The 21,318-nt window shown below is 65.2% G+C and carries 21 protein-coding genes; 11 read left to right on the top strand and 10 right to left on the bottom strand.

The annotated features are described in order from the left end of the window. Positions 1–30: 30 nt before the first annotated feature. From A5634_RS16485 to purB, 3 genes are read right to left on the bottom strand one after another with little or no spacing between them, the layout of a single operon-like run. The gene (locus A5634_RS16485; protein WP_301337115.1) at positions 31–1,011 is read right to left on the bottom strand and encodes a tellurite resistance/C4-dicarboxylate transporter family protein; all 981 of its coding nucleotides are present in this window, start codon (positions 1,009–1,011) and stop codon (positions 31–33) included. After that, positions 1,008–2,237: a cytochrome P450 gene (locus A5634_RS16480; protein ID WP_065145105.1), complete on the bottom strand. Its 1,230-nt coding sequence runs from the start codon at positions 2,235–2,237 to the stop codon at positions 1,008–1,010. Before A5634_RS16480 ends, A5634_RS16485 begins: the two co-directional genes overlap by 4 nt. Further along, positions 2,234–3,652 (bottom strand): adenylosuccinate lyase, encoded by a 1,419-nt coding sequence (purB, locus tag A5634_RS16475; RefSeq protein ID WP_065145104.1) that lies wholly within the window; start codon positions 3,650–3,652, stop codon positions 2,234–2,236. The genes A5634_RS16480 and purB overlap by 4 nt, the downstream gene beginning before the upstream one ends. Before the next feature lie 39 nt (positions 3,653–3,691). Here purB and A5634_RS16470 point away from each other — a divergent pair, with 39 nt between their 5' ends. Further along, positions 3,692–4,441, top strand: coding sequence for a DUF429 domain-containing protein (locus A5634_RS16470; RefSeq protein WP_065145103.1), 750 nt, complete (start codon positions 3,692–3,694; stop codon positions 4,439–4,441). Here the strand turns inward: A5634_RS16470 and A5634_RS16465 are convergent. Beyond that, the gene (locus A5634_RS16465) at positions 4,425–5,060 is read right to left on the bottom strand and encodes a TetR/AcrR family transcriptional regulator (RefSeq protein WP_155769578.1); all 636 of its coding nucleotides are present in this window, start codon (positions 5,058–5,060) and stop codon (positions 4,425–4,427) included. The genes A5634_RS16470 and A5634_RS16465 overlap by 17 nt on opposite strands. 55 nt (positions 5,061–5,115) lie before the next feature. On the opposite strand from A5634_RS16465, the gene A5634_RS16460 reads away from it, so the two are divergent. After that, positions 5,116–6,027 carry an alpha/beta hydrolase-fold protein gene (locus tag A5634_RS16460; protein WP_065145101.1) on the top strand — a complete coding sequence of 304 codons (912 nt, stop codon included), beginning with the start codon at positions 5,116–5,118 and terminating at the stop codon, positions 6,025–6,027. 164 nt (positions 6,028–6,191) lie between these two features. Then, positions 6,192–7,775, top strand: coding sequence for a gamma-glutamyltransferase (ggt, locus tag A5634_RS16455; RefSeq protein ID WP_065145100.1), 1,584 nt, complete (start codon positions 6,192–6,194; stop codon positions 7,773–7,775). A gap of 6 nt (positions 7,776–7,781) precedes the next feature. On the opposite strand, the gene A5634_RS16450 is transcribed toward ggt, so the two are convergent. Beyond that, positions 7,782–8,312 (bottom strand): hypothetical protein, encoded by a 531-nt coding sequence (locus tag A5634_RS16450; protein ID WP_065145099.1) that lies wholly within the window; start codon positions 8,310–8,312, stop codon positions 7,782–7,784. A gap of 316 nt (positions 8,313–8,628) precedes the next feature. Here A5634_RS16450 and A5634_RS16445 point away from each other — a divergent pair, with 316 nt between their 5' ends. Continuing rightward, positions 8,629–10,161 (top strand): serine/threonine-protein kinase, encoded by a 1,533-nt coding sequence (locus tag A5634_RS16445; RefSeq protein WP_065145098.1) that lies wholly within the window; start codon positions 8,629–8,631, stop codon positions 10,159–10,161. 17 nt (positions 10,162–10,178) lie between these two features. On the opposite strand, the gene purD is transcribed toward A5634_RS16445, so the two are convergent. From purD to A5634_RS16420, 5 genes are read right to left on the bottom strand one after another with little or no spacing between them, the layout of a single operon-like run. Then, on the bottom strand, positions 10,179–11,447 hold the full coding sequence (purD, locus tag A5634_RS16440; protein WP_065145097.1) for a phosphoribosylamine--glycine ligase: 1,269 nt from the start codon (positions 11,445–11,447) through the stop codon (positions 10,179–10,181). 35 nt (positions 11,448–11,482) lie between these two features. Then, the gene (locus tag A5634_RS16435; RefSeq protein ID WP_065145096.1) at positions 11,483–11,914 is read right to left on the bottom strand and encodes a carboxymuconolactone decarboxylase family protein; all 432 of its coding nucleotides are present in this window, start codon (positions 11,912–11,914) and stop codon (positions 11,483–11,485) included. Then, positions 11,914–12,780, bottom strand: coding sequence for an NAD(P)-dependent oxidoreductase (locus tag A5634_RS16430; protein WP_065145095.1), 867 nt, complete (start codon positions 12,778–12,780; stop codon positions 11,914–11,916). The genes A5634_RS16435 and A5634_RS16430 overlap by 1 nt, the downstream gene beginning before the upstream one ends. Continuing rightward, positions 12,777–13,526, bottom strand: a complete 750-nt coding sequence (locus tag A5634_RS16425) for an SDR family oxidoreductase (RefSeq protein WP_065145094.1) — start codon at positions 13,524–13,526, stop codon at positions 12,777–12,779. Before A5634_RS16425 ends, A5634_RS16430 begins: the two co-directional genes overlap by 4 nt. A 21-nt stretch (positions 13,527–13,547) precedes the next feature. After that, positions 13,548–15,017: an aldehyde dehydrogenase gene (locus tag A5634_RS16420; RefSeq protein ID WP_065145093.1), complete on the bottom strand. Its 1,470-nt coding sequence runs from the start codon at positions 15,015–15,017 to the stop codon at positions 13,548–13,550. 218 nt (positions 15,018–15,235) lie between these two features. Here A5634_RS16420 and A5634_RS16415 point away from each other — a divergent pair, with 218 nt between their 5' ends. The 7 genes from A5634_RS16415 (at position 15,236) to A5634_RS16385 (ending at position 21,304) form a co-directional block, all read left to right on the top strand. Next, complete coding sequence (locus A5634_RS16415; RefSeq protein ID WP_065145092.1) at positions 15,236–15,862, top strand: TetR/AcrR family transcriptional regulator; 627 nt, start codon at positions 15,236–15,238, stop codon at positions 15,860–15,862. Further along, entirely contained in the window at positions 15,859–17,073 is a 1,215-nt protein-coding gene (locus A5634_RS16410) for a cytochrome P450 (RefSeq protein WP_065145091.1), read from the top strand. The genes A5634_RS16415 and A5634_RS16410 overlap by 4 nt, the downstream gene beginning before the upstream one ends. Beyond that, positions 17,074–17,898: an SDR family oxidoreductase gene (locus tag A5634_RS16405; RefSeq protein ID WP_065145090.1), complete on the top strand. Its 825-nt coding sequence runs from the start codon at positions 17,074–17,076 to the stop codon at positions 17,896–17,898. Further along, complete coding sequence (locus tag A5634_RS16400) at positions 17,895–19,247, top strand: cytochrome P450 (protein WP_065145089.1); 1,353 nt, start codon at positions 17,895–17,897, stop codon at positions 19,245–19,247. The genes A5634_RS16405 and A5634_RS16400 overlap by 4 nt, the downstream gene beginning before the upstream one ends. Before the next feature lie 7 nt (positions 19,248–19,254). Beyond that, positions 19,255–19,461: a ferredoxin gene (locus A5634_RS29535; RefSeq protein ID WP_081290473.1), complete on the top strand. Its 207-nt coding sequence runs from the start codon at positions 19,255–19,257 to the stop codon at positions 19,459–19,461. A gap of 2 nt (positions 19,462–19,463) precedes the next feature. Then, positions 19,464–20,015: a nuclear transport factor 2 family protein gene (locus A5634_RS16390; RefSeq protein WP_065145087.1), complete on the top strand. Its 552-nt coding sequence runs from the start codon at positions 19,464–19,466 to the stop codon at positions 20,013–20,015. Between the two features lie 161 nt (positions 20,016–20,176). Then, positions 20,177–21,304 (top strand): NDMA-dependent alcohol dehydrogenase, encoded by a 1,128-nt coding sequence (locus A5634_RS16385; RefSeq protein ID WP_065145086.1) that lies wholly within the window; start codon positions 20,177–20,179, stop codon positions 21,302–21,304. Positions 21,305–21,318: the final 14 nt, after the last annotated feature.

Here is a 21,318-nt window from a genome sequence, read left to right as displayed (position 1 = left end):
CTGCTTTTGCGCAGACGCTACTGCGGAATCCTAAGCCGTTGTCCCCTTTGCAGACGTAGCCAACCGCAGCAATCCGGCAATGGCGACGATCACCCAAGTGGTCAGTGCCACCCAGAAGAACACCAGCGAAACGGTGGTCAGCGCCGGCCGACCGAGTTCGGCGGCCGTGGCGGCGGTGGCCGCCGAGTACATACCCAACGGGAAGACCATGGCCCACCACACCCCGGCGAATTGCAGCATCGCGGGACGCCGCTTGATTCGTCGCAGGCCGTAGTAGATCAGCGGTGGTATCCACAGCGTCGCCACCACCCAGGTCACCACGGTGACGGTCCGCGCCACCGGTGTCAGCCAACCTGGTGCCAGGGCGTGGATATCGTCGCCGGCCAGCGTCGCAATGGCCAAGCCGCCCATCAGAATCCAGGAGTCGGGCTCGAACCCGGCACGGTGCTGTCGCTCGTGGACAGCCCGCCACAGGATCAGCCACGTCATCAAACCGTAGATGCACAGCGCACCCACCCAGACCGGCACGGCGACCGTCAGCGCCCAGCGCTGGGAGGTGTGCCGGGCAATCTGAGCGGCCACAATGGCCAGCCCCGCGGTACCGACGCTGCCCAATTCCCACGCGCCGTGCGCGCGGTCGCGCAACTGCGTCCACGAGTGGGCCGCCATGTTGCGTGCGGTCAGCCCGACCAGCACCAGCCATGCCGATAACGCAATAGCGCCGAGTGTGAGCACCGCCGGGGTCACCGATGCCAGCCGGCTGTCCAGCACGGCGCACGCGGCGACAAAGGTGAACAGCCGCAGCGTCACGTCGGGATCGGTGCGATCCCATGACGTGATGCCGCCGGTCACGAGCACCAGGGCGACCAGCACGATCAGGCCGAAAGTGGCTAGCACACCCAGAGTTTCGCTGATCTTGGGGTAATGATGTTTGTCCGCGGCGACGGAGAGGATCCCCGTCGCCATCACCGCGGCGAACGCATCGGGCGCCGGCGCGAGCCGGGTTCTCACTCGTGCAGTTCCACGACCAGATGGCGGATGCCGGTGTGACGGTTGCTGCGGGTCCATTCGACCGGCTCGACCAGACGTACCGAACCAAAGCGCGAGAGCAGTTCCTCGAACAGCACCCGCAACTCCAGCCGGGCCAGGTTGGCTCCCAGGCAGTAGTGCACCCCCTGGCCGAAGCCCAAGTGCGGATTAGGTTTACGGGTGATATCGAATTCGTCGGCACGTTCGAACACGTCGGAGTCGCGGTTGGCCGAGCCTTCCCATATCTGCACTTTCTGGCCCGCTTCGATCGCCTGTCCACCGAGCGTGACGTCTTTGGTGGCGGTACGCCGCTTGGACGGTGACGGCGAGGTCCACCGGACGATCTCTTCGATCGCGGTGGGCAGCAGATCCAAATCCGTTCGCAGCGCTTGCAATTGCTCGGGGTGCTGCGCCAGCACCAGCAGTCCCCCGGCGACCGCATTGCGCGTTGTCTCCGCACCGGCACTGAACAGCAGACTGAAGAACAGATACAACTCCAGATCCGACATGGCTTCGGCCTCATCGACCTTCGCGTTGGCCACCACCGACAGCATGTCGTCGGTCGGCTGTGCCCGCTTGGCGGCGATCAGTTCCTGGCCGTAGCTGTACATCCGCGACCCGGCCTCTTCCAGCGACAGTTGCGACAGCGCGGCCTTGCGGGAACCGCCGAAGTCGAACTGCGGCTCGATGGCCTCGAACAGCCAATGTCGTTCGGACTCAGGCACTCCCAACAGGATGCAGATCATCTGCATCGGCAGTTCGGCGGAGATGTCGACCAGGAAGTCGAACGGCTCGCCCGGCACCACCGCGTCCAGCAGTCCGCGCGCCCGGGCGCGCAGATCGTCCTCCACGCGTCGGATCATCCGCGGTGTCAACCCCGAACTGACCAGCCGCCGAATCTGGGAATGCCGCGGATCGTCCATCATGTTGAGCACCTGCCCGGCGATGGCCAGATCCTGCAGCAGGGTGCCGCCATAAGGCCGCTGACCGCCGGTGACCGAGGAGAATGTCAGCGGATCACGCAGCACCGCAAGGGTTTCCGGGTAGGTGGCGACCGACCAGAAGCCTTCGCCGTCGGGCGTGTTGTCGGTGGGCTCGTGCCAGTAGACGGGCGCCTCGCGCCGATGGACGGCGAACAACTCGTGCGGAAAGCCGTTGGCGAAGTTGTCCAGATCGGTGAAGTCGATATCGGCGGCGGCTAGTGTCACAAAATCGCCCCCGGCGCGTACTTGGCCGCATCCGGGTAGCGCGACACCAGTTCGTTCACCGCCGCGACCACCTCGTCGACCTGGTCACCGGCGGCGCCGGTGAAAGCATTCTTGTCGGCCAGCGCGGCATCGAGTGCAGCCCGGTCCAGTGGCAGCCGGTCATCGGCGGCCAGCCGGTCCAGCAGGTCGGGCTCCGCTCCGCGCTCACGCATCGCCAGCGCGGTGGCGACCGCGTGCTCGCGGATCACATGGTGGGCCGACTCGCGGCCCACGCCGGCGCGCACCGCCGCGATCAGCACCTTGGTGGTGGCCAAAAACGGCAGGTACCGGGTCAGTTCGCGCTGGATCACCGCGGGGTAGGCACCGAACTCGTCGAGCACCGTCAGGAACGTCTCGATCTGACCGTCAATGGCAAAGAAACTGTCCGGCAACGCAACTCGGCGCACTACCGAACAGAACACATCCCCTTCGTTCCACTGCGCACCGGCCAGTTCGGCGGCCATCGAGGCGTAGCCGCGCAGCACCACCTGCAGGCCGTTGACCCGTTCGCAGCTACGGGTGTTCATCTTGTGCGGCATCGCCGACGAGCCGACCTGGCCCTCGGCGAAGCCCTCGGTAACCAGTTCGTGCCCGGCCATCAACCGGATGGTGTGTGCCAGCGAAGAGGGGCCCGCGCCCAGCTGCACCAGCGCGGAAATGACATCGTGGTCCAGTGACCGCGGATACACCTGACCGACGCTGTGCAAAACGGTTGAGAAACCTAGGAATCCGGCGGTTTGACGTTCCAGCGCGGCAAGTTTGGCGGTGTCGCCGTCGAGCAGGTCAAGCATGTCCTGCGCGGTGCCCATGGGGCCCTTGATACCCCGCAAAGGGTAACGGTCGATCAGTTCGCGCAGCCTGGTCAACGCGATCAGCGTTTCCTGGGCGGCGGAGGCGAATCGCTTGCCCAGGGTGGTGGCCTGCGCGGCGACGTTGTGACTGCGTCCGGCCATGACCAGGTCGCGATAGGACACCGCGCGCTCGGCCAACCGGGCCACCACCGCGACGCCGTGGGCGAAGACCAGCTCGAGGGACTGCCGGATTTGCAACTGCTCGACGTTCTCGGTCAGGTCGCGGCTGGTCATGCCTTTGTGCACGTGCTCGTGACCGGCGAGGGCGTTGAATTCCTCGATGCGGGCCTTGACGTCGTGTCGCAGGACCCGCTCGCGCGCCGCGATGGAAACCAGGTCCACGTTGTCCAGCACCCGCTCGTAGTCGGCGATCGCCGCCGCGGGAACCGGTACACCAAGTTGCGCCTGAGCCCGCAGCACCGCCAGCCACAGCCGCCGCTCGGCGACCACCTTGGCCTCGGGCGACCAGATCGCCACCATCTCCGCGCTGGCGTATCGCCCGGCCAATACGTTCGGAATGCTCACAGACAGTTAGCTTACGGTCGGTCGCCGTAGCCTGGTCCGATGTACTTCGCCGGTGTGGACCTGGCGTGGGCGGGCCGCAACCCGACCGGTGTCGCGGTGGTCGACGATGACGGCGTTCTCATCAGTGTCTGCGCCGTCCGCGACGACGCCGACGTGCTGGCCGCGTTGCGTCCCTACGTGCAGGGTGACTGCCTGGTGGGTTTCGACGCACCCTTGGTGGTGGTCAACCCCAGCGGGCAGCGGCCGGCGGAGACCGCGCTCAACCGCGATTTCCGCAGATTCGAGGCCGGTGCTCATCCGGCGAACACCGGCAAGCCGGAATTCGCCGACGGACCGCGCGCCGGACGGCTGGCCCAGGCGCTGAATCTGGACCTGGATCCGTTCTCAGGCGCTTCCAGACGCGCGATCGAGGTCTATCCGCATGCCGCGATGGTCGCTCTGTTTCGGTTGCCACGGACGCTGAAGTACAAGGCCAAGCCCGGACGCGACATCGAACGGCTCAGATCAGAACTATTGCGGCTCATGGACGGCCTTGAAGCACTGGCGCACGCCCCGGTGCCTATGCGCGTCGCGGATCACGCCGGTTGGTCGAGGTTGCGCCAGCAGGTGCGCGCCGCCCGACGCAAGAGCGACCTGCGTCGTGTCGAAGACCCCGTTGACGCCGTCGTTTGCGCCTATGTGGCCCTCTACGCGCAGCGTTGCCCCGACAAGGTCACCGGCTACGGCGATGCGGCCACCGGCTACATCGTCACACCGGCGCTACCCGCGGACCTCACTCCGCAAGGCTGATCCGCACCGGCCCCTGGTCCACTGGCGCCAGCACGTCGATCAGGTCGATCACCGTCGTCAACGCGGCGGTGCGCGGATCACGCCCCTCCACCAGCGCGGACACCACCGAGCCGTCGACCGCGCAGATCAGCGTGCACACCAGTTCGATTTGTACGGACCGTCCTGATCTCTCGATGGCCTCGGCGACCGCCTCCGCCCGCTGACGCAAGCTGCGCCGCATGCTTTCGCGCAACGCCGGTAGCCGCGTGCACGCGATATGACGCTCATATCGCGATATCAGCTGCTCGGCGAGCCCGGGCCCGGAGACGTCACCCACCAGCAGGTCGACCAGGACTTCGGCGGTCGTCTCCGGCCCACGGCGCCGCCGGGACAGGCCGTTGACTCTGGCACGTAGCTGAGCAACCTCGATCATCCCGATGTGTTCGACCGCGCGGGCGATCAAATCGTCGAGCGACGAGAAGTAGTAGGTGGTGGACGCCAATGGGAGGCCGGCCCGTCGGGCAACCGCCCGATGGCGCACCGCTTCGAACCCGCCCTCGCCGAGCAGCTCGGCGGCAGCGCTCACCAGCGCGTACCGCCGACGTTCCCCTTTGGGAGTAACTGCTGCTGTCACGCCCACTTATGCTGCCAGTCAAAGTGGTACTGCATTGCCATTTTCGCGAAACGAACATGGCATGATGGCGCGCATGCCTGACATCAGCCGCCGCTCCGTGCTTGGCCTCGGAGCCGCCGCGGTAGGTGGTGCGGTCGGCGCATATGCGTTCGACGTGCTGTTTCAGCCCCGGCCATCGGGTGCCGCGCCGATTTCTGGGACTGGGACAAACGTTCCATTGGCGCCGGCACGGCCACTCGATCCGGCCCCACCCGCTCAGGCCGCTCCGACCATGGTGACAGGCTCCTTCGCCTCGGCAGCCCGGGGCGGAATATCGACCGGGTGGGCGATTGCACGGCCGCCCGGCCAGACCAAACCGCTGCGTCCGGTCATCGCGCTGCACGGCAAAGGCAACGATGCGGCCACAGTGATGGCCGGCGGTGTCGAACAGGGCTTGGCGCAGGCCGTCAACGCAGGGTTGCCGCCGTTTGCGGTGGTTGCTGTCGACGGCGGCGGCGGTTACTGGCATCGGCGCGCCTCCGGCGACGACTCCGGGGCGATGGTCCTCAACGAGCTGATTCCAGTGCTGGACAGCCACGGTTTGGACACCTCGCGGGTTGCCTTTCTGGGCTGGTCGATGGGCGGCTACGGCGCCTTGCTGCTGGGCGGTCGGCTCGGCCCGGGCCGCACGGCGGCGATCTGCGCGGTGAGCCCGGCACTGTGGACGTCTCCGGGGGCGGCCGCGCCGGGGGCATTCGACGGACCCGAGGACTACGCGGCCAACTCGGTGTGGGGAATGCCCGCTTTGGGCTCCATTCCGATCCGCATCGACTGCGGGGACAGCGACCCGTTTTATTCGGCGACCAAGCAGTTCATCGCCCAGCTGCCCAACCCGCCGGCGGGCGGGTTCTCCCCGGGGGGTCACGACGGCGGTTTCTGGAGCTCGCAGCTGCCGGCCGAGCTGACCTGGATTGCGCCGCTACTGACGGCCTAGTTGGCTCTCTGGCTGTCTGGCGCTTTGGCGCGAACCGAACGTGGCTGCGAAAAAACTCCTTCGAATTCGCAGAGGGGTTCGGTTCGCGGTGGGGTTGCCCTCGCCGCGTGGGGTTACGCTCGCCAAGTGGCGTTTCCTTCGCCGCGTGGGGTTACCCTCGCCAGGTGGGCGCACCGTTTGATTGGGATTTCCCCTACGCGTGGCCGCGCACCCCGATCCTGGCCACCAACGTGGTCTGCACGTCCCAACCGCTGGCCGCCCAGGCCGGGTTGCGGATGCTCGCCGAGGGCGGAAACGCGGTGGACGCGGCAATAGCCACCGCGATCGCGCTGACCGTAGTCGAACCCGTCTCCAATGGCATCGGATCGGATGCCTTCGCCATCGTCTGGGACGGCGAACGGTTGCACGGGCTCAACGCTTCGGGCCGCTCGCCGGCCGCCTGGACACCGGAATACTTTGGCACTCAGGGTGTTCCGGCGTTCGGCTGGAATGCCGTGACGGTGCCCGGGGCAGTGTCGGCGTGGGCCGAATTGCACGCCCGGTTCGGCAAGCTCCCGTTCGAGAAACTATTCACACCCGCAATCTCCTATAGCCGCAACGGTTTTCTGGTTTCGCCGATGGTGGCCGCGCAATGGCGGGCGCAGGTTCCGGTTTTCGCGACCCAGCCTGGGTTCGCGGCGGCTTTCATGCCAGACGGACGTGCGCCCGGGCCTGGGCAGCTGTTCAGGTTTCCCGAACAGGCTGCGACGCTGGAAAAGATCGCGGCTACGCGCGGCGAGATCTTCTATCGGGGCGAAGTGGCCGAAGCGCTCGTCGCACACTCCACGGCCAACGGCGGGGTCATGGCTGCCGACGACCTGGGCGCCCATCGTGCGGAGTGGGTAGGCACCATCGGCGCAGACTATCGCGGGTACACGGTGCACGAGATACCGCCGAACGGCCAGGGCATCGTTGCACTGATCGCGCTGGGAATTCTGAAACACTTCGACATGTCTGCGCTGGCAGTCGATTCCGCCGACAGCGTGCACCTACAGATCGAAGCGCTGAAGTTGGCATTCGCCGATGCACACGCGTATGTGGCCGATGCCGAGCACATGACGGTGTCCGTCGAGCGTCTCCTCGATCGCGAATATCTGAAAGCGCGTGCGGCACTGATCGATCCGCAGCGGGCGAAGCCCGTGTCAGCCGGAACACCCAGGGGTGGCACGGTTTACCTCACCGCGGCCGACGCCGCCGGGATGATGGTGTCGATGATCCAATCGAACTACATGGGTTTTGGTTCCGGCGTCGTGGTGCCCGGCACCGGAGTTGCGTTGCAGAACCGAGGCGCGGACTTTGTTGTGACACAAGGACACCCGAACCGCATCGGCCCCCGGAAACGTCCGTTCCACACAATCATCCCGGGTTTTGTCACCAAGGACGCTGCCCCGGTGATGAGCTTCGGCGTGATGGGTGGTCCGATGCAACCTCAGGGACACGTGCAGGTGTTGGTTCGCATCGCCGACTATCACCAGAACGCGCAAGCGGCCTGCGACGGTCCGCGGTTCCGCTGGGTGCAAGGTTTGCAAGTCGCCTGCGAGCAGGGCTTTTCCCCGGCCACCCTGGACGAGTTGCGTCAGCGCGGCCATGAACTTCTGATCGTCGACGACTACAACGCGTTCGGCAGCTGCCAGGCCATTTGGCGCCTTGATGACGGCTATCTGGCGGCTAGCGATCCGCGTCGGGACGGCCAAGCCGTAGCTTTCTAACCTTGCTTAGGTACGCCGACACCCTACCTGCGTTCCGGCCTCCTGGTGTTCCCACAGGATGCCGTCCAGGATGAACAATGTCGTGTCGCCGGGCCTTTTCGGATCGGAGACGACGACGTCGTCACTGACTGTTCCCGTCGAGCTCGAACGGTCGATCTTCACATCGACGCCTAGCTCTTTGGCAAGCTCTTTCACCTTGTCGGGATTGCCGAGCTGGTGGCCGTGCCACCGGACCGTTTGCCTGAAGCGTGGCTCAATGTCCCTTACGCAGCGTGCGTTTGACTCAGCAATCGCCTTGCGCTGCTCCGCGGCGACGTTGTCGCGATGATCAATCGAAATTATCCAGATGCCGACGCAAACCGATGCCACTGCCATCATCACGCAGTAGACCGCATTGGCCGCTGCGTACCTCTCGGACGGCTCGTGGCGATCCTTGAATTTCCATCCTTCTTCCGCATAGAACGCTTGATTGGGATGGAACGCGAAATAGAGAAACACTGGAGCTGCGAAGAACAATATGATCGCCAACGTCAGCACGTGCGGGCCCTTTCCTCATCTCAATCGACGATCCGAGATTACTGAATCTTCCGACTACCGCCAGTCAGTCGCCGAAGATCAGAATCTGATCGACCCCGCCGCCGCGCGCGATCCGATAACGGTGCGAAAATGACTGCCCGGCAAATGGATTGAATCTGCTCATCATCCGACCACCCTGGCGGCGCCAACGCGCCGAAGTTTAAGCAATGGGTATGTCTTGGTTAACAACAGGTAGCGTAAGAGTGAACTGCAGGCGTACGCTCAATCCCGGTCTGGCGACGATGCTGTGCCGGGGTTCGCTGTATTGGACGGTGCAATGACTGAGTTGGTAGGCGCAAGCCGCTGCAAGGAGTTGACGGTCGGCGAGGTGTTCGCCGGCTACAAGATTGTTCGGTTTCTGGGAGCGGGCGGAATGGGCGAGGTCTACCTCGCCGAGCATCCGCGGTTACCCAGACGCGAAGCGCTGAAGATTCTGGGCGGTATTCAGGGCGGCAACGTATCGGCGGACGACGCCTATCGCCAACGGTTCATCAGAGAAGCCGATCTAGCGGCCACGCTGTGGCATCCGAACATCGTGCGCGTCAACGACCGAGGCGAGTTCAACGGTCAGCTGTGGATCTCGATGGACTTCGTCGACGGAACCGATGCGGCGAGCCTGCTGCGGGACCACTACCCCGGCGGTATGCCGGCCGATCAAGTCTCCGCGATCGTCACGGCGATAGCCGGTGCGCTCGACTACGCGCATCAGCAACACAAGCTGATGCACCGCGACGTCAGCCCCGCCAATATCCTGCTCAGCGAGTCCGGGGACGGTGAGCAGCGAATCCTGCTGGGCGACTTCGGCATAGCCCGCACCATTGGCGATAGCGGTGGTCTTACCGCCACCAACATGACTATCGGCACGTTCCCCTACGCCGCACCCGAGCAGCTCACCGACGACCCCATTGACGGTCGCGCGGACCAGTACGCGCTGGCGGCAACCGTCTACCACCTGCTGACCGGATCACCGCTGTTCCCGCATGAAAACCCGGCCGTTGTCATCAGCCGTCACCTCAGCGCGCCGCCGCCGACGCTTGCGCAAACCCATCCCATGCTTCGGGTCTTCGACCCGGTGCTTGCGACAGCTCTCGCCAAAGACCCCGGCGAGCGCTACCCGACGTGCGGCGAGTTCGCCCACGCATTCACTCAGGCCGCCCAAGCTCGTCGTCACCCGACCGCTTCGGCGCTGACCATGCCCCGACCTATGGCAGTCAGATCCCACGAACACACGGCCGCGCCCGTGGACAAAGCGCGGCAACGCAGCAGGCGGCGGATGTTCGCGTCGGTGTCGGCGGTGGTAGCGCTCACCGCTGTGGGTGCAAGCGGCTACCCGATCGGGGACCCCGCACCGCCTGTTGCGGCCCCGGCTTTGGGGGCCCCGGCTTTGGCCGAACCACAACCGGCGGCGCAATACGCGCCACCCCAAGCACCGGTCCCCCAGCCAGTGGTCCCGGCTCCGAACAACGCTCCGCCAGCCGCCGTGCCCGTGCCCGTTCAGGCTCCGGCGCCCGTCCGGCCACCTGCGCCCACGCGGGTCCTGGATGCAGCGCCACCAGTCCCGCCGCAACCGGCGGCCAATCCGGACCAGACCTTCCTCAATCTCATGTCGGGCATTCCCGGTGTCACGGTCACCGATCCCGCCACTGCGGTCAGCACTGGCCAGGCGCTGTGTTCGGGCCTGCAAAACGGCGGCAGCCCCCGGGATGCCGCCGAGGCGACCGTGCGCGGCAACGAAGGCATCACCCCCGCGCAGGCCGCTGCCGGCGTCAACGCGGCGATCACCGCGTACTGCCCGCAGTACTCGCATTAGGACCGCACCCGCGGGCGCTAGCGGCTCAATTGCTCCTCGGCTGCCCGCAGCGCGATATCGGTACGAAAGTGCCCGCCGGGCAAGCGAATTGAATCGAGGATTTCGTATGCCCGGGTGCGTGCGGCGGTCAGGTCGTCGCCGGTACCCACCACCGACAGCACCCGCCCACCGGAGGAGACGATCGCACCGTCCTCCCGCCGTGCGGTGCCCGCGTGCAGCACACCGTCGGCCTCCGATCCGGAGATGACGTCGCCGACCCGGGGGAAGCCAGGATAATTCTCGGCCGCCAGCACCACCGTCACCGCCGCGCCGTCGCGCCAGCGCAACTCGTCGAACTCGGCCAATTTCCCGCTGCCGGCGGCGTGCAGTAGCTGGCCCAGCGGCGATTCCAGTAACGCGAGCACCGCTTGCGTCTCCGGATCGCCGAAACGACAGTTGAATTCGACGACCGCCGGCCCGTTCGAGGTGATCGCCAGACCCGCGTAGAGCAGACCGTTGAAGGCGTTGCCGCGTCGAACCAACTCGGCCGCAACGGGTTCCACGATGCCGGTGACTATCTCTCGGTACGCCGTATCCGTCAGCCACGGCAGCGGCGCGTAGGCGCCCATGCCGCCGGTGTTGGGGCCGACATCTCCGTCGCCAACGCGCTTGAAATCCTGTGCGGGCAGCAGCGGCACCACAGTGGCGCCGTCGACCACGCAGAACAACGACACCTCGGGTCCGTCGAGGAACGATTCCAACAGCACCGGGTGACCGGCATCGAGCAGGCCGGCGGCATGAGCGCGGGCAACCTCGCGCTCGGGTGTCACCACCACGCCCTTGCCTGCAGCCAGCGAATCGTCCTTGACCACCCACGCCGGGTCACCGGCCGCGGGTCCGAAGTGGTCGAGCGCGGCGTCCAAATGAGCGGGGTTGTCCACGATTTCGCTGGAGGCGGTGCGCACGCCGACCGCGGCCATGACCTCCTTGGCGAACGCTTTGGAGCCTTCGATGCGCGCCGCGTCCTTACCCGGGCCGAAGCACACGATGCCGGCGGCGCGCAACGCGTCGGCCACGCCCAGCACCAACGGCACCTCCGGACCGATCACCACCAGATCCGCCTCGACCTTGCGGGCCAGGGCGATGACGTCGTCTCCGGAGGTGATGTCGACGTCGTGCTGCTCGGCCAACCGCGCCGTGCCGGCGTTGCCGGGCGCCACAATCAACCCCGTGACCTTCGGATCTCTACTGAGCGCCAGCAGCAGGGCATGCTCACGGGCACCGGAACCGATCACCAGAACGCGCACGACAGGTCACACTAGCGGGCCGGCGAGAAGACGGCCTACTTGCCGCCAGAGTGCATCTTCAACGCGCCGCCGACGTTGGCCTTCTTGTCCTCGCCGGCACCTTTGGCCGCGGCCTTGCGGCGCCTGGCTACCACGGTGTCGACCGCGCCGTTGAGCGCCGAACCAAGTGGGAACCCGAGATAGTGGGTGAGGAAGACGGCCATCTCCTTCAGCTCGGTCTCGGTGAGTTCCTCGTTGAGCAGTGCTGCATTGATCTGAATCTCAGCCAGGTCCCGATTTCCGATGGCGGTCACCGCCGTAAGCGTCATAATCCGCTTGTCCCTCATCGACAACCCGGGCCGATTCCAGATGGTGCCGAACAGGTGGTCGACGGTCAGATCGAAGTATGCGTCGCCCTCGATATTCGGCATCTCCCAGCCGTAGACCTCGTTCATCTTCTCAAGGCCCGTGCGGCGCAGTTCGTCCATCATGTCTCTTTCTGTGTATGCGGCACCCCAAGATTGGGCGCCAGCCGCTCCAGAGCCAGCTTAGCCAGCGGCAGGTCGACCGAAACCGACTCGGCCAACCCAAGCGCCAGACTCAGATCCTTTTCGCCGAGACCACGGGTATGGGTGAACCCGTCATAGAGAAAGTGGCCGGGCTCAAGGTCTTTCGTGTCCTCGCGGAACATGATCGAACCCGCTCCGCCGGTCAGCTTGTCGGTGTGGCGCACGACGTTGCCCAGGTCCTGCAGGTTCAACCCGGCCGCTTCGGCCAGCTGCCACGCCTCGCCCACCGCCGCGTACGAAGTGAAGGTAAGCATGTTGCGGGCCAACTTCATTCGGGTGCCCGCACCGGGTGGGCCGGCGTGCACCACCAACTCCGCCCAATGCGAGAACGGCTCTTTGACGCGTGCGAAGACTTCGTCGCTCGCACCCACCATGGTCGCGAGCTGACCGAACCGCGCGGCCCGTCCACCCCCGCTGACCGGCGCATCGATGACGTGGATGTCCTGGGGTTCCAGTTCCCGTGCGAGTTCCTCGGCAGTGGTGTCGTTGATCGTGGAGTGGATCGCAATGACGGTGCCGGGCTTGGCATGTGGCGCCAGGTCGCCGACGACGCTACGCACCTGCTCATCGTTGAGCACGGTGACGCTGATGATGTTGGCGGCGGCGACGTCGGCTAGGTTCTCGGCCAGCCGTGCGCCCCGGTCGCCCAACGGAGTCATGGCCTCGGTCCGTATGTCGTAAACCGTTACCCCGCCCGGCCATTCGATCATCCTCTTGGCCATCGGGGTGCCCATGTTGCCCAGGCCGATGTAGCCCAGTTTCACTGCGTCTCCGCCGTCGGTCATGACCGGATGATCTGTCCGCCGTCGACGTTGAAGATCTGCCCGGTGATCCAGGACGCCTGGTCACTGAGCAGGAACAGGCACATGCCCACCAGATCCTCGGGCGTGCCCATCCGCGCCAGCGGCAGGCCCTTGACGATGTCGTCGACGATCTCCTTGGGCGTGGTGGTTCGGTTGGCCTCGGTGTCGGTAGGCCCCGGTGCGATGGCGTTCACCCGGATGTTCTGACCGCCGAGTTCGCGCGAAAGTTGTTGTGTCAGGCCGTTGATCCCGGCCTTGGCCAGACCGTAGTAGTTCGCGTAAATCCACGCCGCGGTGGACGACTGGTTGACGATCGCTCCGCCGCCCCGCTTGGCCATCTTCTTGTACACCGCACGTGTGCACCACAGTGCACCGTCGAGGTTTACGCTCATGAACCTCTTGTAGTACTCGGGGTCCACGGTGAGCAGGAAGTCGATCTTCATGCCGCCGAAGATCGCGGCGTTGTTGACGAGGTAGTCGATTCCGCCGAATTCGGCCAGGGTGCGATCAGCCATGGCCTTGGCCGACGCCGGGTCTGAGACGTCTACCGGGACGCTGATGGCGGTGCCGCCGTCGGCGACGATCTGCTTGGCTACGGCCTCGGCCGCTTCGACGTTGATGTCAGCGACGACGACGGCCGCGCCCTCCCGAGCCAGCGCCTCGACATAGGCCTGACCGATGCCGCCACCGGATCCGGTGACGATGGCCACCTTGTTTTCGAACTGCACGCTGGGCTCCCTCAATTCGCGTTAACCGGCAGATGTCGCAATGGTTTTGACTTCCAGATACTCTTCAAATCCGGCCAGACCCATCTCGCGGCCGTTGCCCGACTGCTTGTATCCGCCGAACGGTGCGTCGGCGGAGTACCAGACGCCACCGTTGACGTTGATGGTTCCCGCGCGGATCCGGGCGGCGACCGCCGCAGCCCGGTCGGGATCGGCGCCGTACACCGTGCCGGACAGCCCATAGGGCGAGTCGTTGGCGATGCGGACGGCGTCGTCGTCGCCGTCGTGCGCAATCACCGTCAACACCGGCCCGAAAATCTCCTCCCGCGCGACCCGGGCGTCGTTGCCCAAGCCCGCGATCACCGTCGGCTCGATGTAGAAGCCGACCGGCCGGTCGGCGGGACGCCCGCCGCCGGCGGCGAAGGTGCCGCCCTCAGCGGTGGCGGAGTCGAGGTAGCTCTGCACCCGGTCGCGCTGGCGCGCCGAGATCAGCGGGCCGCAAATCGTTTTCGGATTGGTGGGATCACCGGCCTTGATGCCGCCCACAGTGGCGGCCGCGATGGCGACGGCCTCGTCGTACCGAGCCCGCGGCACCACCAACCGGGTGGTGATGGCACAGCCCTGCCCGGCGTGCATGCACACCGAGAATGCCGAAACCCCGGCCGCCGCACCCAGATCGGCGTCATCGAGCACGACGAACGCCGACTTGCCACCCAATTCCAGGAAGACCCTTTTGATGGTGGCGGCGGAGTCACTCATGACGCTGCGACCGGTCGCAGTCGACCCGGTAAACGAAATCATGTCCACCCGTGGGTCTTTGGCCAGTAGTGCACCGACGCTGTGGTCGCTGGAGGTGACGATGTTGACCACCCCCGCCGGGAAGTCGGTGTGCTCGGCGATGAGCTTCCCGAGTACCGCTGCGCACCAAGGCGTGTCGGGTGCGGGTTTGAGCACGACGGTGTTTCCGGCGGCCAGTGCGGGGCCCAGCTTGGCGAGATTGATCTGATGCGGGAAGTTCCACGGCGTGATGGCACCGACGACGCCGACGGCTTCGCGCGCGATGGTGCGCCGGGTGGGGATGCCCATGGGTGCGGCTTGACCCAGGTCCTGGTTCCACTGGTAGGACTCGGCGGTGTCCGCGGCGAAAGCCAGGTCGTTGACCGGGCCTTCCAACTGGGCCATCGAGGTGAGCATGCGCGGTGCGCCGACCTCGGAGATGGTCAAATCGCGCAGTTCTTCGGTGTGCTTTTGCATCGCTTCGCGTAGTTGCCTGATACACCGCACCCGCAGATCGGTGTTGCGCGACCAGTCGGTGTCGTCGAAGGCGCGCCGGGCGGCTTCGATGGCGCGGCCCATGTCCTGCGCGTCGGCGTCCGCCGCCATCCCGAGCACTTCCTCGGTGGCCGGGTTGACCGTCGGGAAGGTCCCCGAGCCGCCTTCGGCAAACTTGCCGTCGATGAACAATGCGCTGACGCCGTTGGCCAACAGAGCCATGTAGTACTCCCACCAGGTGCGCTCGGCCTCGGAAGGCGAGAATCCATCCGAATGGACAAGTGTCCGATATTGCTCCTCCGAACCATAGCCTCACCGTTGGTGGCGGTGCAAGAGCCCACCCCCGCCGAGCGTGACGCTCTGACCTGATCATCCTAGTTAACCCGCGTTTTTGGCCCCTAGGCTTGCTTCTCGTCGTGACTATCCTCTAGTTTGGACATGTGTCCAGCGATGCACTGGTTTCGAATACCGACCCGGCCGAGCAGCAAGCCCAGCGAATGCCGCGGAATCGCCGCCAGGAAGAAACCTTCCGCAAAGTGCTCGCCGCCGGCATGGAGACGATGCGGGAGAACGCTTACGCGGATCTGACCGTGCGCATGGTTGCGGCTCGCGCCAAAGTCGCGCCGGCGACCGCCTACACGTACTTCTCCTCGAAGAACCACCTGATTGCCGAGATCTACCTGGATCTGGTCCGGCAGGTTCCCTACTTCACCGACGTCAACGAGCCCATGCATGCCCGGGTCGATCAGGCGCTGCGGCACCTGGCCCTGGTGGTCGCCGATGAGCCCGAGGTCGGCACCGCCTGCACGGCGGCGCTGATGGGCGGTGGCACCGACCCGGCGGTACGCGCGGTGCGCGACCGGATCGGCGCGGAGATCCATCGTCGTGTCGCCTCCGCGATGGGGCCGGGCGCCCAACCCGGGACTGTGTCCGCTCTGCAAATGGCGTTCTTCGGCGCTCTGGTTCAGGCCGGCAGCGGGGAGTTCACCTATCACGAGATCGCCGACCGGTTGGCCGATGTGGTGAGCCTCATTCTGGCTGGAGCCGAAAAGGGCGGTGATGCATGACTATTCATGTCGGAGATCCCGTGATCATGGATCCCTACGACTACGACTTCCACGAGGATCCGTACCCGTATTACCGGCGGCTGCGCGACGAGGCGCCGCTGTATCACAATGAAACGCTGGGGTTCTGGGCTTTGTCCCGGCACAGCGACGTGCATCAGGGCTTCCGCAACAGCACCACGTTGTCCAACCGCGACGGCGTGGCCCTGGATCCCATTTCCCGTGGCCCGCACGCGTCGAAAACGATGTCGTTCCTGGCGATGGACGACCCGGCGCACCTGCGGCTGCGAACGCTGGTGTCAAAGGGGTTCACGCCCAGACGGATTCGCGAACTCGAACCGCGGGTGACCGAACTCGCCGTGCAGCACCTAGACGTGATGATGGACAAGGCCGGTTCAGGCACCGTCGACTATGTCGCCGAGTTTGCCGGCAAGCTGCCGATGGACGTGATCTCGGAACTGATGGGTGTGCCGGAGCCAGACCGAGACAGCATCCGCGCCATGGCCGACGGCGTGATGCACCGTGAAGACGGTGTCAACGACGTGCCGGCGTCGGCGATCGAGGCGTCGATCAACCTGATCGTCTACTACCAGGGCATGATCGCCGAGCGGCGCAAGAAGCTGACCGACGACCTGACTTCGGCGTTGCTGGAAGCCGAGATCGACGGCGACCGGCTCACCGACGAGGAAGTCCTCGGCTTCATGTTCCTGATGGTGATCGCCGGCAACGAGACGACCACCAAACTCCTTGCCAATGCCGCATTCTGGGGGCACAAGAATCCGGACCAGCTGACTCCCGTGTACGCGGACCTGACCCGCATACCGCTATGGGTCGAGGAGACTCTGCGCTACGACACATCGAGCCAGATCCTGGCCCGAGTCGTCTCCGGCGAGCTCACCCTCTACGACACCACCATTCCCGAAGGTGATGTGCTGCTGCTGCTTCCGGGCTCGGCCCACCGTGACGAGCGGGTGTTCGAAAATCCTGACGATTACCTGATCGGCCGTGATATCGGTTCCAAGTTACTGAGTTTCGGCAGCGGGGCACACTTTTGCCTTGGAGCCCACCTGGCCCGGATGGAAGCCCGGGTGGCGCTCACCGAACTATTCAAGCGAATCCGTGGATACGAAGTGGACGAGGCCAACGCCGTCCGCGTCCACTCCAGCAATGTCCGCGGGTTCGCCCACCTACCCATGACAGTGGAGGTTTCCTAGATGCCCCGCTTCGACCCACACCCCGCGCGCAGGCCCGCGATCGTGGCCGGCGCGTCCTCGGGCATCGGAGCCGCCACCGCGACCGAGCTTGCGGCGCACGGCTTTCCGGTTGCGCTGGGTGCCCGACGAGTGGAGAAGTGCCAGGAGATCGTCGACAAGATCCGGGCCGATGGAGGCGAGGCGGTGGCCCTGCCGCTCGACGTCACCGAGCCGGAATCGGTCAAAAGCTTTGTGCGGCAAGCCACCGAGCAGCTCGGCGACATCGAAGTTCTGGTCACCGGCGCCGGTGACACCCACTTCGGGAAGCTACACGAGATCGACACGGACAGTTTCGAGTCGCAACTGCAGATCCACCTGATCGGCGCCAACCGGTTGGCCACCGCGGTACTGCCCGGAATGCTGGAAAGGCAGCGCGGTGACCTGATTTTCGTCGGTTCCGACGTGGCCTTGCGTCAGCGTCCGCACATGGGTGCCTACGGTGCGGCCAAGGCTGCCTTGGTCGCCATGGTGACCAACCTGCAGATGGAACTCGAGGGCACCGGCGTGCGTGCATCGATCGTGCACCCGGGCCCGACGAAGACCGCGATGGGTTGGAGCTTGCCCGCCGAACTGATCGCGCCCGCGCTTGAGGACTGGGCCAAGTGGGGGCAAGCCCGCCACGACTACTTCCTGCGGGCGGCCGATCTGGCCCGGGCCATCACCTTCGTCGCGGAGACGCCCCGGGGCGGTTTCGTCGTCAACATGGAGCTGCAGCCCGAAGCCCCCTTGAGTGCGACGAAAGAACGTCAGCAGCTGAAAGTCGATGAGGAAGCGCTGAATACATGACTATTACAACCGTCGTGCCGCGGGTATCCGGCGGCGAAGAAGAACACGGCCACCTCGAGGAGTTTCGCACCGACCCGATCGGGCTGATGCAGCGGGTGCGCGACGAATGCGGCGATGTCGGCTGGTTCCAGCTCGCCGACAAGCACGTCACGCTGCTCTCCGGTGCGGGCGCCAACGAGTTCTTCTTCCGTTCTGCCGACGAGGATCTCGACCAGGCTGCGGCCTATCCGTTCATGGCGCCGATCTTCGGTAAGGGTGTGGTGTTCGATGCCAGCCCGGAGCGGCGCAAGGAGATGCTGCACAACTCGGCGCTGCGTGGTGAGCAGATGAAGGGACACGCGGTCACCATCGAGGGCGAAGTCAAGCGGATGGTCGCCGAGTGGGGTGACGAGGGCGAGATCGACCTGCTGGACTTCTTCGCCGAGTTGACCATATACACCTCGACGGCCTGCCTGATCGGCCTGAAGTTCCGCAACCAGTTGGACTCTCGCTTCGCGCACTACTACCACGAGCTCGAGCGCGGCACCGACCCGCTGTGCTACGTCGACCCCTACCTGCCGATCGAAAGCTTCCAACGCCGCGACCAAGCACGCAAAGACCTGGTGGCACTGGTGCAGGAGATCATGAACCAACGCCTGGCCAACCCGCCCAAGGACAAGAGCGACCGCGACATGCTCGACGTGCTGGTGTCGATCCGCGACGAGGAGGGCAATCCCCGCTTTTCGGCTGACGAGGTCACCGGGATGTTCATCTCACTGATGTTCGCCGGGCACCACACCAGTTCCGGCACGTCGGCGTGGACGTTGATCGAACTGATCCGCCATCCCGAGGTGTACGCCGAGGTGCTCGACGAGCTCGAGGAGCTTTACGCCGACGGCCAGGAGGTGAGTTTCCATGCGCTGCGCCAGATTCCGAAGCTGGACAACGTGGTCAAGGAAACCCTGCGCCTGCACCCACCGCTGATCATCCTGATGCGAGTGGCCCAAGGCGAGTTTGAGGTCGAGGGCTACCCGATCCACGAAGGCGATTTCGTGGCCGCCTCCCCGGCCATCTCCAACCGGATCCCGGAGGACTTTCCCGACCCGGATGCGTTCAACCCGGACCGTTACAACAAGCCCGAGCAGGCCGATATCGCCAACCGGTGGACCTGGATTCCGTTCGGGGCGGGACGGCACCGCTGCGTCGGCGCGGCGTTTGCAACCATGCAGATCAAGGCGATCTTCTCGGTTCTGTTGCGCGAGTATGAATTCGAGATGGCCCAGCCCGCCGACAGCTACCGTAACGACCACTCCAAGATGGTGGTGCAATTGGCCAGGCCGGCCAAGGTCCGCTATCGCAAGCGCGGGTAGGCATCTCGTGGGATTCCGTATAGAAGTCGACCTGGATCTGTGCCAGGGCCACGCCATGTGCGAACTGGAGGCACCCGACTACTTTCGGGTGCCCAAGCGCGGCAAAGTCGAAATCCTCGATTCCGAACCGCCCGAAGACGCCCGCGACGAGGTCGAGCGCGCGGTCGAAATGTGCCCAACGCAAGCATTATTGATCAAAGAAACGGGAGACTGATCATGCCGTCACTGCCCCGCGAGGACCTAGAGGCCTGGGTGGAACGCTGGCTGGAAGCCAACCGGACGGCCGAGCGCGAAGGCGACTGGACGAATCTAGCCGACTTCTACGCCGACGACGCCACTTACGGCTGGAACATCGGGCCCAAGGAAGACGTGATGTGCGTCGGCATCGAGGAGATCCGCGAGATCGCGCTCGGGCTGGAGATGGCGGGCCTGGAAAATTGGCAGTACCCGTATCAACGGGTGCTCATCGACGACAAGCTGGGCGAGATCGTCGGTTTCTGGAAGCAGATTGCGAAGACGGGAGAAGCCGCCGACGACGAATACGAGATCTACGGCATCGGCGGCAGTTGGTTCCGTCTCAACGCCGACGCCAAGATCGAGTGGCAGCGCGACTTCTTCGACTTCGGCCACGTCCAGGCGCTGTATCTGAAGCTGATGAAGGCCGGGAAGTTGTCTGCGGGCATGCAGCAGCGGATCGAACGTAGCCTGGCCGGCGAGAAGCTGCCGGGCTACTACCCGCTGGGTGAAGCGCCCGCCCCGATCTGGTGAGCCGCTTACCGAACTCGTAGCGCGCACCCAACCAAGCATTTGTTTGCCTCACTGCGCTATGCTGACCGAAAAGAGTGCCCTGTGGCACTCGTCACCACCGTGCCGGGCATGATTAGGCCAGGCATTACTCAATTCAAAGGCGAAATGGGGTCTGGTCCACCGTGAAGACAAAAGGCGCACTGATCTGGGAATTCAACCAGCCGTGGTCCATCGAGGAAATCGAGATCGGCGACCCCGTAAAAGACGAGGTCAAGATCCAGATGGAAGCGGCGGGCATGTGCCATTCCGACCACCATCTGGTGACCGGCGGCATCCCGATGGGCGGCTTCCCGGTGCTCGGTGGGCACGAGGGCGCCGGCATCGTCACCGAGGTCGGCCCCGGCGTGGAGGACATCGCTCCCGGCGACCACGTGGTGCTGTCGTTCATCCCGTCCTGTGGGCAGTGCCCGACCTGTCAGGCGGGCATGCGCAACCTGTGTGACCTAGGCGCCGGCCTGCTGGGCGGCGCCGCGGTATCCGACGGCACCTTCCGCATCCAGGCCCGCGGGGAGAACGTTTTCCCGATGACGCTGCTGGGGACCTTCTCGCCGTACATGGTCGTGCACCGCAGCTCGGTGGTGAAGATCGACCCGTCGGTCCCGTTCGAGGTGGCCGCGCTGGTGGGCTGCGGCGTCACCACCGGCTACGGCTCGGCGGTCCGTACCGCCGACATCCGGCCGGGCCAGGACGTCGCGATCGTCGGCGTCGGCGGGGTCGGCATGGCCGCCCTGCAGGGCGCGGTCGCCGCGGGTGCCCGCTACATCTTCGCGATCGACCCGGTCGAGTGGAAGCGCGACCAGGCACTGAAGTTCGGGGCCACGCATGTCTACCCGGACATCAACGCCGCCTTGATGGGCATCATGGAAGTGACGTACGGCCTGATGGCGCACAAGGTGATCGTCACCGTCGGTGAGCTGCAGGGCGCCGACATCGACAACTACCTCAACATCACCCAGAAGGGCGGCACCTGTGTGGTGACCGCCATCGGCAGCCTGCTGGACACCAACGTCAATCTGAACCTGGCAATGCTGACCCTGATGCAGAAGAATTTGCAGGGCACCATCTTTGGTGGCGGCAACCCGCAGTACGACATCCCGCAGCTGCTGGCGATGTACAAGGCCGGCAAGCTCAACCTGGACGACATGGTCACCACCCAGTACCGCCTGGAGCAGATCAACGAGGGTTACCAGGACATGCTGGAGGGCAAGAACATTCGCGGCGTCATCCGGTTCACCGACGCCGACCGGTAACCACGCGGTCCCGG

This window comes from Mycobacterium asiaticum, from assembly GCF_001673365.1.
In the GTDB taxonomy this organism is placed as follows: Bacteria; Actinomycetota; Actinomycetes; order Mycobacteriales; family Mycobacteriaceae; genus Mycobacterium; species Mycobacterium asiaticum_A.
This window is presented reverse-complemented; position numbering and strand designations above follow the sequence as displayed.

Bases quoted from the DNA above. Each gene is read 5' to 3' on its own strand.
- A5634_RS16470 (WP_065145103.1), top strand. From the start codon at position 3,692: ATGTACTTCGCCGGTGTGGACCTGGCGTGGGCGGGCCGCAACCCGACC.
- A5634_RS16460 (WP_065145101.1), top strand. From the start codon at position 5,116: ATGATGGCGCGCATGCCTGACATCAGCCGCCGCTCCGTGCTTGGCCTC.
- A5634_RS16445 (WP_065145098.1), top strand. From the start codon at position 8,629: ATGACTGAGTTGGTAGGCGCAAGCCGCTGCAAGGAGTTGACGGTCGGC.
- A5634_RS16435 (WP_065145096.1), bottom strand. From the start codon at position 11,914: ATGGACGAACTGCGCCGCACGGGCCTTGAGAAGATGAACGAGGTCTAC.
- A5634_RS16430 (WP_065145095.1), bottom strand. From the start codon at position 12,780: ATGACCGACGGCGGAGACGCAGTGAAACTGGGCTACATCGGCCTGGGC.
- A5634_RS16420 (WP_065145093.1), bottom strand. From the start codon at position 15,017: ATGGCTCTGTTGGCCAACGGCGTCAGCGCATTGTTCATCGACGGCAAG.
- A5634_RS16410 (WP_065145091.1), top strand. From the start codon at position 15,859: ATGACTATTCATGTCGGAGATCCCGTGATCATGGATCCCTACGACTAC.
- A5634_RS16405 (WP_065145090.1), top strand. From the start codon at position 17,074: ATGCCCCGCTTCGACCCACACCCCGCGCGCAGGCCCGCGATCGTGGCC.
- A5634_RS16400 (WP_065145089.1), top strand. From the start codon at position 17,895: ATGACTATTACAACCGTCGTGCCGCGGGTATCCGGCGGCGAAGAAGAA.
- A5634_RS16390 (WP_065145087.1), top strand. From the start codon at position 19,464: ATGCCGTCACTGCCCCGCGAGGACCTAGAGGCCTGGGTGGAACGCTGG.